The sequence below is a fragment of the Candidatus Spyradosoma sp. SGI.093 genome (assembly GCF_050314555.1).
GTDB lineage: Bacteria > Verrucomicrobiota > Verrucomicrobiia > Opitutales > UBA953 > Spyradosoma.
Genome location: NZ_JBNPNH010000001.1, coordinates 279021 through 294368, shown reverse-complemented (window position 1 = coordinate 294368; position 15348 = coordinate 279021). Strand labels below are relative to the sequence as shown.

9 protein-coding genes and 1 tRNA gene are annotated in these 15348 nt (G+C 63.5%); 4 read left to right on the top strand and 6 right to left on the bottom strand.

The features are described from left to right. Window positions 1-91: 91 nt before the first annotated feature. Entirely contained in the window at window positions 92-1291 is a 1200-nt protein-coding gene (locus ACQREB_RS01125) for a pyridoxal phosphate-dependent aminotransferase (RefSeq protein ID WP_427764255.1), read from the bottom strand. A 242-nt stretch (window positions 1292-1533) separates the two neighbouring features. Here ACQREB_RS01125 and ACQREB_RS01120 point away from each other — a divergent pair, with 242 nt between their 5' ends. Continuing rightward, window positions 1534-2160, top strand: coding sequence for a TetR/AcrR family transcriptional regulator (locus ACQREB_RS01120; RefSeq protein ID WP_427764252.1), 627 nt, complete (start codon window positions 1534-1536; stop codon window positions 2158-2160). A gap of 34 nt (window positions 2161-2194) precedes the next feature. Next, window positions 2195-6574 (top strand): acyl-CoA dehydratase activase-related protein, encoded by a 4380-nt coding sequence (locus ACQREB_RS01115; RefSeq protein WP_427764250.1) that lies wholly within the window; start codon window positions 2195-2197, stop codon window positions 6572-6574. Between the two features lie 106 nt (window positions 6575-6680). On the opposite strand, the gene ACQREB_RS01110 is transcribed toward ACQREB_RS01115, so the two are convergent. Further along, window positions 6681-6756, bottom strand: a tRNA-Ala gene (locus tag ACQREB_RS01110). Window positions 6757-6905: 149 nt separating this feature from the next. Between ACQREB_RS01110 and ACQREB_RS01105 the strand changes: the two genes are divergently transcribed. Then, a complete protein-coding gene (locus ACQREB_RS01105) occupies window positions 6906-8537 on the top strand; it encodes a formate--tetrahydrofolate ligase (RefSeq protein ID WP_427764248.1) in 1632 nt (543 codons plus the stop codon). A 698-nt stretch (window positions 8538-9235) separates the two neighbouring features. Further along, on the top strand, window positions 9236-10396 hold the full coding sequence (locus ACQREB_RS01100) for a hypothetical protein (protein WP_427764246.1): 1161 nt from the start codon (window positions 9236-9238) through the stop codon (window positions 10394-10396). Window positions 10397-10750: 354 nt separating this feature from the next. Here the strand turns inward: ACQREB_RS01100 and ACQREB_RS01095 are convergent, their stop codons facing one another. The 4 genes from ACQREB_RS01095 to trpS form a co-directional block, all read right to left on the bottom strand. Beyond that, entirely contained in the window at window positions 10751-11437 is a 687-nt protein-coding gene (locus ACQREB_RS01095) for an RluA family pseudouridine synthase (protein ID WP_427764244.1), read from the bottom strand. Between the two features lie 14 nt (window positions 11438-11451). After that, window positions 11452-12816 carry a hypothetical protein gene (locus ACQREB_RS01090; RefSeq protein WP_427764241.1) on the bottom strand — a complete coding sequence of 455 codons (1365 nt, stop codon included), beginning with the start codon at window positions 12814-12816 and terminating at the stop codon, window positions 11452-11454. 37 nt (window positions 12817-12853) lie between these two features. Then, entirely contained in the window at window positions 12854-14143 is a 1290-nt protein-coding gene (locus ACQREB_RS01085; protein WP_427764239.1) for a hypothetical protein, read from the bottom strand. Between the two features lie 103 nt (window positions 14144-14246). Beyond that, window positions 14247-15263 (bottom strand): tryptophan--tRNA ligase, encoded by a 1017-nt coding sequence (gene trpS / locus ACQREB_RS01080; protein ID WP_427764238.1) that lies wholly within the window; start codon window positions 15261-15263, stop codon window positions 14247-14249. Window positions 15264-15348 lie beyond the last annotated feature (85 nt).

Genomic DNA, 15348 nt, shown 5'->3' with positions numbered 1-15348 from the left:
AAGGGAATCGTCGCGGGCGCGCCGGCGGCCGCGGGAACGACGAAGGGCTGCGCCTTCGCGGGCGTCCCGCGGCCTTCGGACGAGCGTCCGCTCACTTCGCGTGCCGCGCGCAGAAACGCGCGATGCGCTCGACGCCTTTTTTGATGGTTTCGTCCGCGGTCGCGTAGCTGAGACGCATGTAGCCTTCCGCGCCGAACGCCGAGCCGGGAACGACGGCGACGAGCTCTTCTTCGAGGAGCTTTTCCGCGAATTCCGTCGAGGACATGCCGAACGAGGCGATGTTCGGGAACAGATAAAACGCGCCCTGAGAGCGGTAGCACGAAACGCCCGGAATCGCGTTCAGCGCGTCGCAGAGCATCTTGCGGCGACGGTCGAAGTGCGAGAGCATTTCCGCCACGGCGGCCTTCGCGAGTTCGGGTTGCTCATAGACCGCGAGCGCGCCGTACTGCGCGAACGTCGTGCAGTTCGAGGACATCTGGCTCTGCAGCTTCGCGATCGCGCCCGCGATCGGCTTCGGCGCGACGACGATGCCGAGACGCCAGCCCGTCATCGCGTAGGCCTTCGCGAAGCCCGACGCCGTGACGACGCGCTCCGCCGCCGCGTCCGAGAACGTCGCGGGCGAAACGAATTCCGCGCCGTCGTAGGTGAGCGCGCCGTAGATTTCGTCGGAAAGCACGTAGATGCCCGCCTCGACGGCGACGTTCACGAGCGCCTCGAGTTCCGCGCGCGTGTAAACCGCGCCCGTCGGATTCGACGGCGACGTGAGGACGAGCAGCTTCGTCTTCGGCGTGATCGCCGCGCGGAGCTGTTCGGCGGACATCTTGAAGCCCGTCGCGTCCGTCGTCGGGACGACCTTCACGCTCCCGCCGGCGAGCTTGACCATCTCCGGATAACTCACCCAATACGGCGCGGGAATGACGACTTCGTCGCCCGGGCTGACGAGCGCCAGAATCGAAAGATAGCACGACATTTTTCCGCCGGGGCTGACGACGACGCAGGTCTCGTCCACGCCGCGGAAGCCGCGCGCCGCGTAGTCCGCCGCGATCGCCTTGCGCAGGGCGGGAATGCCCGGCGTGGGCACGTAGCGCGTCTTGCCTTCGGCGAGCGCCTTGGCGCAGGCCTCGCGGATGAACTGCGGCGTGTCGAAATCCGGCTCGCCGGCGCCGAATCCGCAGACGTCCTTGCCCGCCGCCTTGAGGGCTTTTGCCTTGGCGTCGACCGCCAAAGTCGGTGAAGGGGCGATGTTCTTCGCCCAGGTGGAAAGAGGTGACGCAGAATTGTCGTTACTCATTTTCGTGTTTGGAATGGAGTCGAAAGCATTGCCGTTCCCGCGCGGGAACGCAAACGCATTTTGCTCCCCGTCGCGGTCGCGCGGGCGAATTCGGGAGACGAAAAGGGGAGGCGGCGACGCTGTCAGAAAAACATGGGCGCGCCCAGTCGCGGCGGAGGGATTTCCCGTCCGCCGAAATCGGACTTTCGAGTTTGACAGTGTTGTCAGTCAGTGCTGTCATACGCGCCCTTTTTCAAAAAATCATGAACAGAAAGACGAAGACCGAGACGCAGATTCTTCATGCGGCGAAAAAAGTTTTCATTTCGAAGGGCCTGGAGGCGACTTCGATGAGCGACATCGCGGCGGAGGCGGGGATTTCCCGTCCGTCGCTGCACTATTATTTCCGCACGAAGGAGAATCTCTTCCAGGCGATCTTCAAGGACATCATCGAGGAGTTCATGCCGCAGCTGGGCGAAATCATCCGCGGGGGCGAGACGCCGGAGAAGAAGGTGCGGCTCTTCGTGAACAAATACGTCGATCTGCTCGCGGGAACGCCGCTGGCGCCGCACTTCGTCATCAATCAGATCTACCGCGATCCGGAGGGCATGGCGAAGCTGTTTCTTGAGGTCGAGAGCCGCCACGGGAACATCGCCTACGCGGTGAAGCTCCTCGACGAGTTCGCGAAGAAGCAGAAGCTGAAGAACTTCGACGCGCAGTCGTTCTGCCTCTCGCTTTACGGGCAGTGCATTTTTCCGTTTCTGGTCTCGCCGATTCTGAAGGCGACGCTGATGGACCGCGATCCGGAGCGCTACCGCGACACGCTCGAGCAGCACAAGAAGACCGTGATCCGCAACGCGATGCTGGCGCTGAAGATCGAGGTGAAGGAATGACGCGGGAACGCGTTTCGGGCGATTTCCGTTTCTTATGGAAGAAAAAATTTACAATGTGGGGCTGGACGTCGGTTCGACGACGCTGAAGCTGGTGTTCGCCGACGGGAACGGCGACGTCGTTCATTCCGAGTATCGGCGGCACCACGCGGACATTTTCGGCGCGCTCGAAATCGGATTCGGGAACGCGCTCGCGAAGCTCGGCGACGGAGCGGTGAATCTCGTCGTCACGGGCTCGGCGGGCATGGGCGTCGCCGAGCGCGGGAACTTTCCGTTCGTGCAGGAGGTCGTCGCGGCGGCGGAGGTCGTCCGCGCGAAATATCCGGACACCCGGACCTTCGTGGACATCGGCGGCGAGGACGCGAAGATGATTTTCTTCGAGGAGGGGAAATCGCCCGACATTCGCATGAACGGCAGCTGCGCGGGCGGCACGGGCGCGTTCATCGACCAGATGGCGACGCTGCTCGGGCGCGACGTTTCGGAGCTGTCCGACCTCGCGCTCGCGGCGAAGACGGTGCACCCGATCGCGTCGCGCTGCGGCGTGTTTTCCAAGACGGACGTTCAGAACCTGCTCGCGCGCGGCGTCTCGCGCGAGGACATCGCGGCGTCGATCTTCCACGCGGTGGCGCTGCAGTGCATCGGCAACCTCGCGCGCGGTTTCGACATTCTGCCCAAGGCGTTCTTCTGCGGCGGTCCGTTCGCGTTCATTCCCGCGCTGCGGCGGGCGTTCGTCGAGGAGCTGAATCTGCGCGAGGAGGACTGCGTCGTCTGCGAAAACGCGGCGATCGTTCCCGCGTGGGGCTGCGCGCTCACGGCGTGCGCGGACGCGGCGCGGCGCGCGGGCGAAAAGGACTCGGCGAAGGCGTTCCCGCGGCTTTCGGAAATGCCGGCGCTCGTCGCGGCGCAGAAGAACGCCGTCGGCCGCGCGCCGCGCGCGGGAGCGCTCCCGCGACTGTTCCGCGACGAGGCGGATTTCGACGCGTGGTTCGCCGCGAAGCGCGGCGGCGTGATTCCGGAAATCCCGCTCGCGGAGCACGACGGCTCGCCGTGCTTTCTCGGCATCGACTCGGGCTCGACGACGACGAAGATCGTCGTCACCGACTCGCGGGAACGCGTGCTCTACCGCTTCTACAAGAAATCGCAGGGCGACGCGCTCGGCACCGTCGAGGAAGGGCTGAACGCGCTGCTCGCGCAGTGCCGCGCGGCGGGAACGCGCATCCGCATCGCGCGCAGCTGCGTCACGGGCTACGGCGAAGACCTCGTGAAGTCCGCGTTCAATCTGGACGAGGGCGTCGTCGAGACGATCGCGCACTACCGCGCGTCGCGCAAGTTCAGGCCGGACGTCTCGTTCATTCTCGACATCGGCGGGCAGGACATGAAGGCGATCTTCGTGGAGAACCAGGCGATCAACCGGCTCGAAATCAACGAGGCGTGCTCGTCGGGCTGCGGCTCGTTCGTGGAGGCGTTCGCGGCGTCGCTGAAGCATCCCGTGGCGGAGTTCGCGCGCATGGCGTGCTTCTCCGAGGCGCCGTGCGATCTGGGCACGCGCTGCACGGTGTTCATGAACTCGAAGGTCAAGCAGTGCCTGCGCGAGGGCGCGGGCGTTCCCGACATCGCGGCGGGGCTGAGCTTCTCCATCGTCAAGAACTGCCTGCACAAGGTGCTGAAGATCCGCGACGTCTCCGAGCTCGGCGACAATATCGTCGTGCAGGGCGGTACGTTCCGCAATCTCTCGGTCGTGCGCGCGTTCGAGATTCTGACGGGAAAATCCGTCGTCTTCACGAACATGCCCGAGCTGATGGGCGCCTACGGCTGCGCGCTCGTCGCGTCGGAGCATTTCGCGAAGTCCGCTTCGGCGGCGGCGACGGAGGGCGCGGACGCCGCGGGAACGCCGCTCGAACGCCTCGCCCGTCACAACGCCTACAAGGAAAAGCAGCTCACGTGCCCGGGCTGCACGAACCGCTGTCAGGTGCGCGAGTTCCTTTTCGACAACGGGAACACGTATTATTCCGGGAACAAGTGCGAGAAGATCTTCACGAACAAGGGCGGCGACTTCCGCAAGGGCGAGAACATGTACGCGTTCAAGTATTCGCGCATCTTCCGCCGCTGCGCCGTTCCCGCGGAGCGCGCCGCGTCTTCCGAAAAAACCGTTCCCGCGGGAACGCCGAAGCGCCGGATCGGGATTCCGCGCGCGCTCAACGCGTTCGAGAACTTCCCGTTCTGGAACGCGCTGCTGACCGAGTGCGGATTCGACGTCGTGCTCTCGGCGACTTCGACGATGCCGCTTTACGAAAAGGGGCTGCATTCCGTGATGTCCGACAACATCTGCTTCCCCGCGAAGCTGACGCACGGGCACGTGCTCGACCTCGTGAACCGCAAGGTCGAGCGCATCTTCATGCCCTACGTCGTGCGGGAACGCATGGAGGACAAGGAGGCGAACGGCAGCTTCAACTGCCCGATCGTTTCGAGCTATTCGCAGGTCATCGCCTCCGCGATGGAGACGCGCGAAAAATACGGCGTGCCGCTGGATTCGCCCGTCGTCACGTTTTCCGACGAAAAGCTGCTCCGCCGCGCCTGCTACAAATACCTGCACGGGCTCGGCGTGCCGAAGCACGTCTTCGAGCCGGCGTTCTCCGTCGCGCTCAACGCGCAGCGCAAATTCACGCACGAGCTCTGCGACAAGGCGAAGAGCATTCTCGAGAACGCGCGGAAGAACGGCCGCATGACGCTGCTGCTCGCCGGGCGCCCGTACCACACGGACCCGCTCGTGCAGCACAAGATCTCCGACATGGCGGCGGACTTCGGCGCGGACGTCGTCACCGAGGACGTCGTGCGCTTTTCCGACGACGACGCGCTCGACGGCATCAACGGCGTGCTGCAGTGGACCTACGTCACGCGCATCCTCAAGGCGGCGCGCTTCGTCGCCGAGGCGGACGCCTCCGTGCACTACGTGCAGATGACGTCGTTCGGCTGCGGGCCCGACGCGTTCATCATCGACGAGGTCTCGGACATTCTCCGCCGCGGCGGGAAGAACATCACGATCCTGAAGATCGACGACGTGAACAACGTCGGCTCGCTCAAGCTGCGCCTGCGCTCGCTGATCGAGAGCCTCAAGTTCAAGAGCGGGCTCGCGGGAACGCGCGCGCGCCGGACGCCGCCGAAGCACACCGCCGTCTTCCGCGACGAGGACCGCCGCCGCACCATTCTCTACCCGTTCATTTCCGGCTACCTTTCGCCGATCATCAAGCCCGCGCTCGAATCCTGCGGCTACAAGGCGGTCATGCTCCCGCCGAGCGACGAGCAGACCGTCGAATACGGGCTGAAGCATTCCAACAACGAAATCTGCTATCCGGCGACGCTGTGCGTGGGCGACATCGTCAAGGCGCTCGATTCCGGAAAATACGACCGCGACGAAGTCGCCGTCGGCATTTCGCAGACGGGCGGGCAGTGCCGCGCGACGAACTACCTCACGCTCATCAAGAAGGCGCTCGCGAACGCGGGCTACGGCGACGTTCCCGTCGTCGCGCTCGGCGTGGGCACTTCGCCGATCAACGACCAGCCGGGCATGCGCTTCTCGCTGTCGAAGATCGCCAAGCGCGCCGTCTCCGCGATCGTCTTCGGCGACTGCATTTCGCAGATGTACTACTCGACCGTCGTGCGCGAACAGGTCGCGGGAACGGCGGCGAAGCTGCGCGACAGCTACATGGCGGCGCTCATTCCCTGCGTGCGCTGGAACCGCGTGAGCGAGATGTTCCGCCTGCTGCGCCGCGCGGCGGAGGAGTTCGACGCCGTTCCCGTGCGCGCGGAACGCGTTCCCGCGATCGGCATCGTCGGCGAGATCTTCGTCAAATACAATTCGTTCTCGCACAAGAACGTCGTGTCGTGGCTCGTCGAAAACGGCGTGGAGCCGATCATTCCGAACGTCACGGACTTCATGATTCAGGACATCGTGAACAACAAGATCAACGTGAAGCTCAACCTCGCGCACCGCTCGCTGCGCACCTGGGGCTTCACGCTCGCGTTCTCGATGATCGCGCGCTCCGCGATCGCGAAGGCGGACTGGGCGTGCCGCGCGTTCCGCCGCTACCGGCCCTTCGGGAGCATTGAGGAAAAGGCGAAGAAGGGCGGCGCGATCGTGAACCTCGCGGCGCAGTTCGGCGAAGGCTGGCTCATTCCCGCGGAGTTCGCCTCGTTCGCGGAGCACGGCGTGAACAACGCCGTCTCGCTGCAGCCCTTCGGCTGCATCGCGAACCACATCGTGGCGAAAGGCGTCGAAAAGCGCGTGAAGCGCCTCTACCCGAAGATGAACCTGCTCTTCCTCGACTTCGATTCGGGCACCTCCGAGGCGAACGTCCTCAACCGCCTCCACTTCATGATCAAGAACGCCCGCGACGAGCTCGCCCGCGACGACGCGTAGCCGCCCCGGCGTTCCCGCGCGGGCATTTTCGCGTAGGGCGGAAAGACGCGAAAAAGCCCGCAATCCCTTTGTTTATGCGGGATTGCGGGCGATTCGGGAAGGAAAATGGTGGAGATGATCGGAATCGAACCGACGACCTTCTGCATGCCATGCAGACGCTCTACCAATTGAGCTACACCCCCAAAAAAGAAATGTGAAAACCATTGAACCACGGAAGCGCGAGCTCGTCAACAGAAAAAATCGTGCTCGCGCTTCGCGGGCGCGAAAAAATCTGTTTCGGCGAATCGTCGCTTGCGTTCCCGCCGCTCCGTTTCTATGCTCGCCGGCACTTATGGAAAACCTTCCGATTTTTTCACTCGCACAGCAACTCGGCATCCCCGCCGACGCGGTCGAGCCTTACGGCCGCGACAAGGGAAAAATCTCGCTCGACGAGCTCAAGCGCGGCACGAAGCGCGGCAAGCTCATCCTCGTCTCCGCGATCACGCCGACGCCGGCGGGCGAAGGCAAGACGACGACGTCCATCGGTCTCGCTCAGGGCATGAAGCTCATCGGCAAGAGCGTCGCGCTCGCGCTGCGCCAGCCCTCGATGGGGCCCGTCTTCGGCCGCAAGGGCGGCGCGACGGGCGGCGGCAAGAGCACCGTCCAGCCCGCGACGGAAATCAATCTGCAGTTCACGGGCGACTTTCACGCGATCACGTCTGCGCACAACCTGCTCGCGGCGGCGATCGACAACAAGCTTTACTTCCGCAACACGCGCCTTGACCCGCGCCGCATCACGTGGAAGCGCGTCGTGGACATGAACGACCGCGCGCTGCGCAATATCGTCGTCGGCTGCGCCGGCAACGGCGTGCCGCGCGAAAGCGGCTTCGACATCACGGTCGCCTCTGAAATCATGGCGATTCTCTGCCTCGCCGAAGACTACGACGACCTGCGCGCGCGCCTGAACCGGATGGTCGTCGGCTTCGACGCCGAGAACAAGCCGGTCTTCGCCGAGGAAATCGGCGTGACGGGCTCGCTGATGGCGATCTTGAAGGAGGCGCTCAAGCCCAACCTCGTCTCCAGCGTCGAGGGCGTTCCCGCGTTCGTGCACGGCGGCCCCTTCGCCAACATCGCGCAGGGCTGCAATTCCGTCATCGCGACGAAGATGGCGCTGACGCACGCGGACTACGCGATCACCGAGGCGGGCTTCGCGTTCGATCTCGGCGGCGAAAAATTCTTCGACATCAAATGCCGCACGGCGGGCATCGCGCCCGACGCCGTCGTCATCGTCGCGACGATCCGCGCGCTCAAGATGCACGGCGGCAAGGGGCTCAAGGAACTCACCGAGCCGGACGTCGCCGCCGTCGAGCGCGGGCTCGAAAACCTCGGCGCGCACATCGAATCCGCCAAGAAATTCGGCCGCCCGATCGTCGTCGCGCTCAACAAATTCCCGACGGACACGGCGGAGGAATTCGCCGCGGTGGAAAAGTTCTGCGCCTCGCAGGGCGTTCCCGCCGCCTACGCGGGCTCGTTCGCCGAAGGCGGCGCGGGCTGCACGGAGCTGGCGAAGCTCGTCTGCGAAGCCTGCGAAAAGCCTTCGCCGGCGTTCGCGCCGCTTTACCCGCTCGACGTTCCCGTCGCGCGGAAGCTCGAGATCATCGCGAAGGAAATCTACGGCGCGGACGGCGTCGTCATTCTCCCGAAGGCGCTGAAGAAGCTCGACGCGCTCACGCTCGCGGGCGGAGACAAGATGATGATCTGCATGGCGAAGACGCAGAATTCGCTCTCGGACGATCCCGCCAAGCTCGGCCGCCCGCGCGGCTTCAAGATCACCGTGCGCGATTTCGAAATCGCCGCGGGCGCGGGCTTCCTCGTCGCGCTCACGGGCGACATCATGCGCATGCCGGCGCTGCCGAAGGCGCCCTGCGCGGAAACGATCGACCTCGACGCCGCCGGCAACATCACCGGCATGCTCGGCGTGTGACGCGACGTTCGAAACCCGAAACGCTTGAAGGTCGGAGGGCGGAAATTTTCCCCCTCCGGCCTTTTTGTTTCGGGAATGCGGCGCCCCCACCGCGTCGCCGAAATCCGCCCGCGGAAATCTTTTCAAACGCAAAGAACGCGAAGAAAGACCGCGAAGTCAAAAGGGGGGAAGCGACATTCCTGTCGCTTTTTGAAATCCTCTTTTCACAATTTTTTCCCGCAGACGACGCGTATTGGCGCAGATTTTTTGAAACCGCGAATGAACGCGAATTTTACGGGAGGGTAAGTGTCCCGCTTGCCCGCGAAATCCGCCCGCACAAACTTCCCCTTTAAGCTTTAACCTTTAAGCTCTTCTTTTGACACAGAGGAACGGAGGAGCAGGGAAACGGAGCTCCGCGGGAACGCCGCCTTTGGGGGCGAAGGCATTCCTGCCTTCGTCCGTGAGGCGCCCGATTTTTAGAGGACGCATTTTCGCCGCATGGCGTTCCTGCGTCCGTCGCGCGCCGTCTGTGAATAAGTCGCCGCGGGGGCGCGGATTCGGAGGCGTTTTCGGGCGCGAAAAGCCCGTCGTCGCGTTCGCGCTTGACGCGCATTTTTTTTTTGCAAAATTGCGCGAACTCGAAAACGGGGCGTTTTCGTCGCGGGAACGCGGTGTTCCCGCCGGCCCGATTTTCGAAATCCTACAAACGAAAAACCTCCATGAAAAAATCTCTTCTAATCTTTGTTTTGTTCGCCTTGCCGTTCGTTCATTTTTTGGTGGAAGCGCATGCGGAAACGAGCTCAATAAACCAACCCGCCGAGGTAGACTGGGAAACGGTCAATTGGAAAGAAAAAACATATAAAAATCGTCATCCCCTGTCTCCGGAAGATGCCGAAACCATGTGGAAACGGATACAAAAGGAGCCACAGTTCCAAGCCTTGCCGCAAGTATTCAAGGATTTAATTGAGCATAATAAGGACATGTATCAGATCTTTGAGGGAGATGTCAACACATTTGTTGTTGATAAACGGGGAGTGGGTAGATTTGTTGGAACAAATATGATTAATCTTTCTTTTGATAACAGAGCGGGATTATTTGTTGATATTTTTGAATTAAAAGCGACGAAATTTGTGGATGAACCGATGGAGACGCCGGCCGTGAACCCCAAAACAAAGCGCCCCTATGTGGCGCCCTCTAACGCCACATTGCGGTCGTTAAAGGGGGATGATTTGGCGTATGTCAAAGCGTTCACCGAAGTGGTGAACCGCAACATCCATTACCTGGGGGCGTCGCCCGTCCCACGTTTGGATATGAAGCGGGTGAAACGGGGCGAGTATATCGGCATGTATATGTGGCCGTTAAGTTTGGTGCAGCCCCAAAAGATGTATGAAACGCGTAAAAAGGATATTGCGCGGTCACCCGAACAGGTAAAAGAGTATTTTGCGGGGGGGGGGGATGAGGTCACCTATCGCCTGCAAAACACCCTGGGGACCCCGCTTTACAATCCGCGAGCGTTTGTGCCGAAGGCAAGGATAGCACCTGATGCCGATTGTTACGGCCATCCGACTCCTAAACTTTTGGGGCTGAATGTGGTATCGTTGGATCAAGCACGGCAGGCTACCGAACCGGAACGGGTGTTAAACTTTGCCTATAAACGGTATTTTGAGGCCGTTACAGCCTCCTGTAACCTGTTCAAAACGGGGATGGAAAGCGAGTTAAACGCGCTGGATAAAAAATCCCCCCGCGGTCGGGCGGTGAAAGAAGTGGTGACTCAGGCGGAGAAGTATTTGGATAAAATTGAAGCGGCGGCGGCAAAGTGTATCGAAAACGCCGACAAGGTTTATCTGAATCCGCCGAAAACGCTGCTGACGGCGAAGTGAAATAAAAAGGTTAAAGGTTAAGGCTTAAAGGGAAGTTTGTTTTTGGGAGATTTCGGAGGGCAAGCGAGACGCTTGCCCTCCTTTTCGTGTAATTCGTGCAATTCGTGGATTAAAAAATCTGCGGAAATCTGTGTCATCTGCGGCAAAAAAATTGTGCGGGGAGGATTTCAAAAAAGCGACAGGAATGTCGCTTCCCCAAAACTTCCTTTAACTTTGCGGTTTTAAAAAATCTGCGGGAATCCGCGAAATCCGCGGGAAAAAATTTGTGCAAAGAGGATTTCGATGAAGCGACAAGAATGTCGCCTCTCCCCTCTTTGACTTTGCGGTTTTCTTAGCGTTCCCGCGGAACGGATTTCACTCCGCGGGGAGGAAGCGCGAGAAAAATTCCGGCGGCGGGCTTTCGAGTTCGACGCGTGCGCCCGTGCGCGGATGCGGGAAGGCGATTTTCCACGCGTGCAGGGCGAGGCGTTCCGCTCGAGCGTGCCCGTAGAAGCGGTCGCCGAGCACGGCGTGCCCGATTTCCGCGAACTGCACGCGGATCTGATTCTTGCGTCCCGTGAGCAGTTCCGCGCGCACGCAGGTCCAGCCGTTCCCGCGCGCGAGCACGCGCCAGCGCGTCCGGGCGAGCTTGCCGAGCGTTTCGTCGCGCACGGAACGCACGCGGTAGTTTTCGTCCTGCGCGAGAAAGGATTTCAGCTCGCCTTCGTCCTGCGGGAGCGCGCCCGCGAGCACGGCGACGTAGAATTTTTCCACGGCGTCCCAACGTTCGTGCATGCGTTCCCGCATCGCGAGGGATTTGGCGAAGAGCAGGATGCCGCTCGTCTCGCGGTCGAGTCGGTTCACGGCGAAGAGCTCCTTGCGCGAGCGGCTCTGTCCTTTGCGGATGAAGCGCGTCAGCAGCGCGAGCGCGTTGCGTTCCGGCTCGTAGCGCGCGGGAACGCTCAGCAGCCCGCAGGGTTTCTCGACGACGAGCAGGTCGGCGTCTTCGAAAAGAATGCGGACGCCGCGCGGGAGAAATTTTTTCGGAGGCGGTTTCGGCATGGCGGCGTGCGTTTTCAGCGGGGCGTTTCCGCGTCGGGCGCGGGCGGCGGCGCGTCGAGCAGGGCGCGGATTTCCCGCTGCAGGGTTTCGGCTTCGGCGCGGCGTTTTTCGACGCTTTCCCAGAGCGCACGTAGCTCGGCGGTCTCGCGGCGGTCGCGCGTGCCGACCTGCGGCGCCCAAATCGAGGAGCCTTCGCGCAGCTCGCGCGATTCGTCCGCGCGCTCGGCGATTTTTTCGAGAAAGATTCCCAGCTCGACGAACGCGTTGTGCCAGACGGGATTCGTCGTCGGCAGGGCTTCGCGGATTTCGACGAGGCGCGCGAAGGCGAGCTTCTTCACGCCGAGCGCTTCGCGGCGCTCGATGAGCGCGTCCGCGCCGACGCGTTCGTCGGGTTTGCCGTCGGCGTTTCCGACGACGAAGCGCGTCGCCTCCGCGAAGCGTCTTCCGGATTCGCCGGGCGATTCCGTTCCCGCGGGGACGCGCTCGATCGCGGCGAAATACGCCGTGCGCCAGGCGAGCTCGGCGGCGTCCGTGGGCGCGTTTTTCTTCTGCGGGAACGCCGTCGCGACGGGCTCGCGCAGCACGGCGACGAAAAACGCCGGGAACTGCTGCCAGGCGGCGAGCGGGCGGCGGCGCAGCCAGCGGTAGAACCAGAACGCGCCCGCGCGGAACCGTTCCGGCGGGAACGCGGCGGCGCGCGCGTCCGTCGCCGCGTCGAAAAGCTCGGACAGGGAGGGCGGCGCGAGCTCGAGCGAGCGTCTGCGGAAAAGCAGCAGCGCGCCGTGCCGCCCGGAAAGCGCCGTCTCTTCGGCGAGCGCCGAGACCGCCCAGCGCGGCGGCTGCGCGTTCGCGAACGTCAGCCCGACTTCCTTGCCGTATTGGCGGAGCGCCGTCTGCGCGAGCGCGTAGGCGATTTCGTAGTCGTCGAGCTTCAGCACGTCGGCGAAGAGCGAGCACGCGGCGTTGCGGCGATAGTCGCGCCCGACCTCGAAGAGCGCCGCGCTCCGCGAGTCCGTCTCGACGCGGACGGAAAGCTTCGCGCCGTCGGCGTCGCGGCGTCGCGGCAGAATCGCGGCGAGCTGGGATTCGAGCCGTTCGGCGACGAAGGCGACGCGGCGCATGCGCGCGACGTCGCCCGCGTAAACGTCGAAAAAGCGCGTGCGCGTCTCGTAGATCGTCGGCAGGGAGCGGATCGCCGCGTCGATGCGCGCCTGTTCCGCCTCGGGCGTTTCCGCCGCGGGTTCTTCCTCCGCCGCGCGCGCGCCGCACGGGAACGCCGCCGCGAGCGCGAAAAGCGCGAACGAGACGCCGCGGAACCGGCGGGCGCGCGACTGATTCCGCCGGACAAAATCTTCGGAAAAACGTCCTTTCGGCATCATCTCGTCGTCTGCGGTTCGCCGCTCGTCGCCGGGTTTTTCAGGCGTTGGGCGAAAAGGCGAGCGTCGTCACCTTGCCCGCGCGCAGGCGGAACGGCTTGTCGAGCGCCTCGTTCGTGTCGTTGCGGAAAATCGTGATTTCGACGTCCTCGCGCATCGGTCCGAAATCGAAGCGCCAGAGATTGGAGCCCGCGTAGTCCATCGGGACGGATTTCTTCAGCGAAAGGCCCGGCGCCTTGCCGCGCAGGTACGGGCGCTCGCCGACGCCGAACGCCGCCTTGAGAATCAGCGCCGTGTGCGGCAGGTCTTCGATGAGCGGCAGCTCGTCCTCGGCGACGGGGCGTCGGCGCGGCTCGGCGGGAACGCTCGTCTCGATCGGCTCGGCGGGCGTCGGCGCGGGCGGATTTTCCGGCGCGGGCTCGGCGGGCGTTTCGGCGGTTTCCGCGGGAACGTCCGCGGGCTTCGCGGCTTCGGGGAAATACTCGATCACGACGACGGTCGCGGGAGCGGATTTTTCCGGCTTCGCGGGAACGTCGGCGATGAGCCTGGCCGCCGCGGAGGCGGCGGTCGCGGCGTTCGCCTCGCGCGCGCGTTCGAGCATGTTTTCGGGAAGCGGGAACGCGTCCGCGTCGTCGGCTTCGTCGCCGAGCAGCTCGTCGGTTTCGAAGATGGCGTCGTCCTCCTCGTTTTCGTCGGCGCGCGCGGCGAAGAGCGCGTCGAGTTTTTCGAGCATTTCGTCCTGCGTTTCGGCGACGGCGTCGAGGCGTTCCCGCAGCGGCTTCAGGTCGGGCGCGGGCGTCTTCGCGGCGTCGACATGCTCCTGCACGCACTGGGCGTGCGCTTCGAGGCGTTCGGAAAATTCTTCGGCGAGGGCGCCGACGCGCTCGTTCAGCTTTTCGATCTCGTCGGCGATTTCGTCGAGGTCGCCGCGCGCGTCGGGGCGGCTTTTCGCGACGTCGGCGAGGGCGCGCTCGAGCGCGGCGAGGCGGGCGGAAAGCGCCTCGAAATCGTCGTGAACCTCCTTGTGGATGATTTCCTGATTCGCGAAGGACTGGCGCATGCGCCGGTCGAACGCCTCGAGCAGCGGGCCCGCCGCTTCGTCCGCCGCGAGCCGTTTGGACTCGGCGTGCCACTGCAGGGCCGCGAAGATTTCTCCGGCGAGCAGCACGAGGCAGAGCAGGGCGAGTGTCACGGCGTCGTGTTCCTGCGACGAAACGTAGATCAGCACGGCGACGACGGCGACGACGAACACGGCGACGCCCGTCCAGCGGGCGTTCCCGCGGCGCGCGGAGGATTTTTTTCGGGGAGTTTCTTCGGTGGAGAGTTCCATGGCGGCTTAGGATTTTTGAAAAGAGGATTTTGAAAAGTTCTCGGGCGGGAACGCGAAAGGAGCCCCGCCGGGCGCGACGGCTCCGCGCCCGACGTCCCGCGCGTCAGCGCGCGCGCTCGGGGAAGCCGACCTTGCGGTAGACTTTCGAGAGCGTCTTCCACGCCGTCTTCTGCGCGGCCTCGGCGCCGGCCTTGAGCACTTCGTCCAGATACGCGCGGTCTTCGACGAGCTCCTCGTAGCGCGCGCGCACGGGATCGAGCTCGGCGACAACGGCGTCCGCGACGACTTTCTTGAAGTCGCCGTAGCCCTTGCCCGCGAACTCGTCTTCGATCGCGGGAACGCTCTTGCCCGTGACGGCGGAGTAGATCGAAATGAGGTTCGTCACGCCGGGCTTCGCTTCCGCGTCCGCGCGGACGGAGCCTTCGGAGTCCGTCACGGCGGACATGATCTTCTTGCGCACGACGTCGGCGGAGTCGATCAGATCGATGGTGCCGAGATGGTTCGGGTCGGATTTGGACATTTTCGCCGTCGGGTTCTGCAGCGACATGACGCGCGCGCCCGCCTTGCCGATGTAGGGCTCGGGCACGTTGAACGTGGGCGAGAACGTCGCGTTGAATTTTTCCGCGAGGTCGCGCGTGAGCTCGAGGTGCTGCTTCTGGTCTTCGCCGACGGGAACGACGTTCGCGTTGTAGAGCAGGATGTCCGCCGCCATCAGCACCGGGTAGAAGAGCAGGCCGGAATTGACGGAAATCTGCTTCTTCGCCTTGTCCTTGAACTGCGTCATGCGCTCGAGCTGGCCGAGCGGGCAGATGCACGAAAGCACCCACGCGAGCTCGTTGTGCCCGTAAACGTGGCTCTGCACGAACAGGCGGCTCTTCGCCGGGTCGAGCCCGCACGCCATGTACTGCGCGAGGCAGGAATACGTGTTTTTGCGCAGCTCGGCGGGGACTTTCGGGAGCGTAATCGCGTGCTGATTGGTGACGAAGAAGTAGCACTCGTAGTCGTCCTGCATGGCGCTCCAGTTGCGCACGGCGCCGAGATAATTTCCGAGGTGGAGACGGCCGGTGGGCTGGGCTCCGGTTAAGATGACGGGTTTGGAAACGTTTTCAGGATTTGCCATAAACTTCTGCGCGAAACTATGAGCGCGCCGCCGCGTTCCCGCAACGCGAAAAGGGCGGCGCGGGAACGCGGCGTTCCCGCGCTTC

What these genes read in the sequence shown, in the direction of transcription:
- ACQREB_RS01125 (WP_427764255.1), bottom strand. Translation starts at nt 1,291, where the DNA reads ATGAGTAACGACAATTCTGCGTCACCTCTTTCCACCTGGGCGAAGAAC.
- ACQREB_RS01120 (WP_427764252.1), top strand. Translation starts at nt 1,534, where the DNA reads ATGAACAGAAAGACGAAGACCGAGACGCAGATTCTTCATGCGGCGAAA.
- ACQREB_RS01115 (WP_427764250.1), top strand. Translation starts at nt 2,195, where the DNA reads ATGGAAGAAAAAATTTACAATGTGGGGCTGGACGTCGGTTCGACGACG.
- ACQREB_RS01105 (WP_427764248.1), top strand. Translation starts at nt 6,906, where the DNA reads ATGGAAAACCTTCCGATTTTTTCACTCGCACAGCAACTCGGCATCCCC.
- ACQREB_RS01100 (WP_427764246.1), top strand. Translation starts at nt 9,236, where the DNA reads ATGAAAAAATCTCTTCTAATCTTTGTTTTGTTCGCCTTGCCGTTCGTT.
- ACQREB_RS01095 (WP_427764244.1), bottom strand. Translation starts at nt 11,437, where the DNA reads ATGCCGAAACCGCCTCCGAAAAAATTTCTCCCGCGCGGCGTCCGCATT.
- ACQREB_RS01090 (WP_427764241.1), bottom strand. Translation starts at nt 12,816, where the DNA reads ATGATGCCGAAAGGACGTTTTTCCGAAGATTTTGTCCGGCGGAATCAG.
- ACQREB_RS01085 (WP_427764239.1), bottom strand. Translation starts at nt 14,143, where the DNA reads ATGGAACTCTCCACCGAAGAAACTCCCCGAAAAAAATCCTCCGCGCGC.
- trpS (WP_427764238.1), bottom strand. Translation starts at nt 15,263, where the DNA reads ATGGCAAATCCTGAAAACGTTTCCAAACCCGTCATCTTAACCGGAGCC.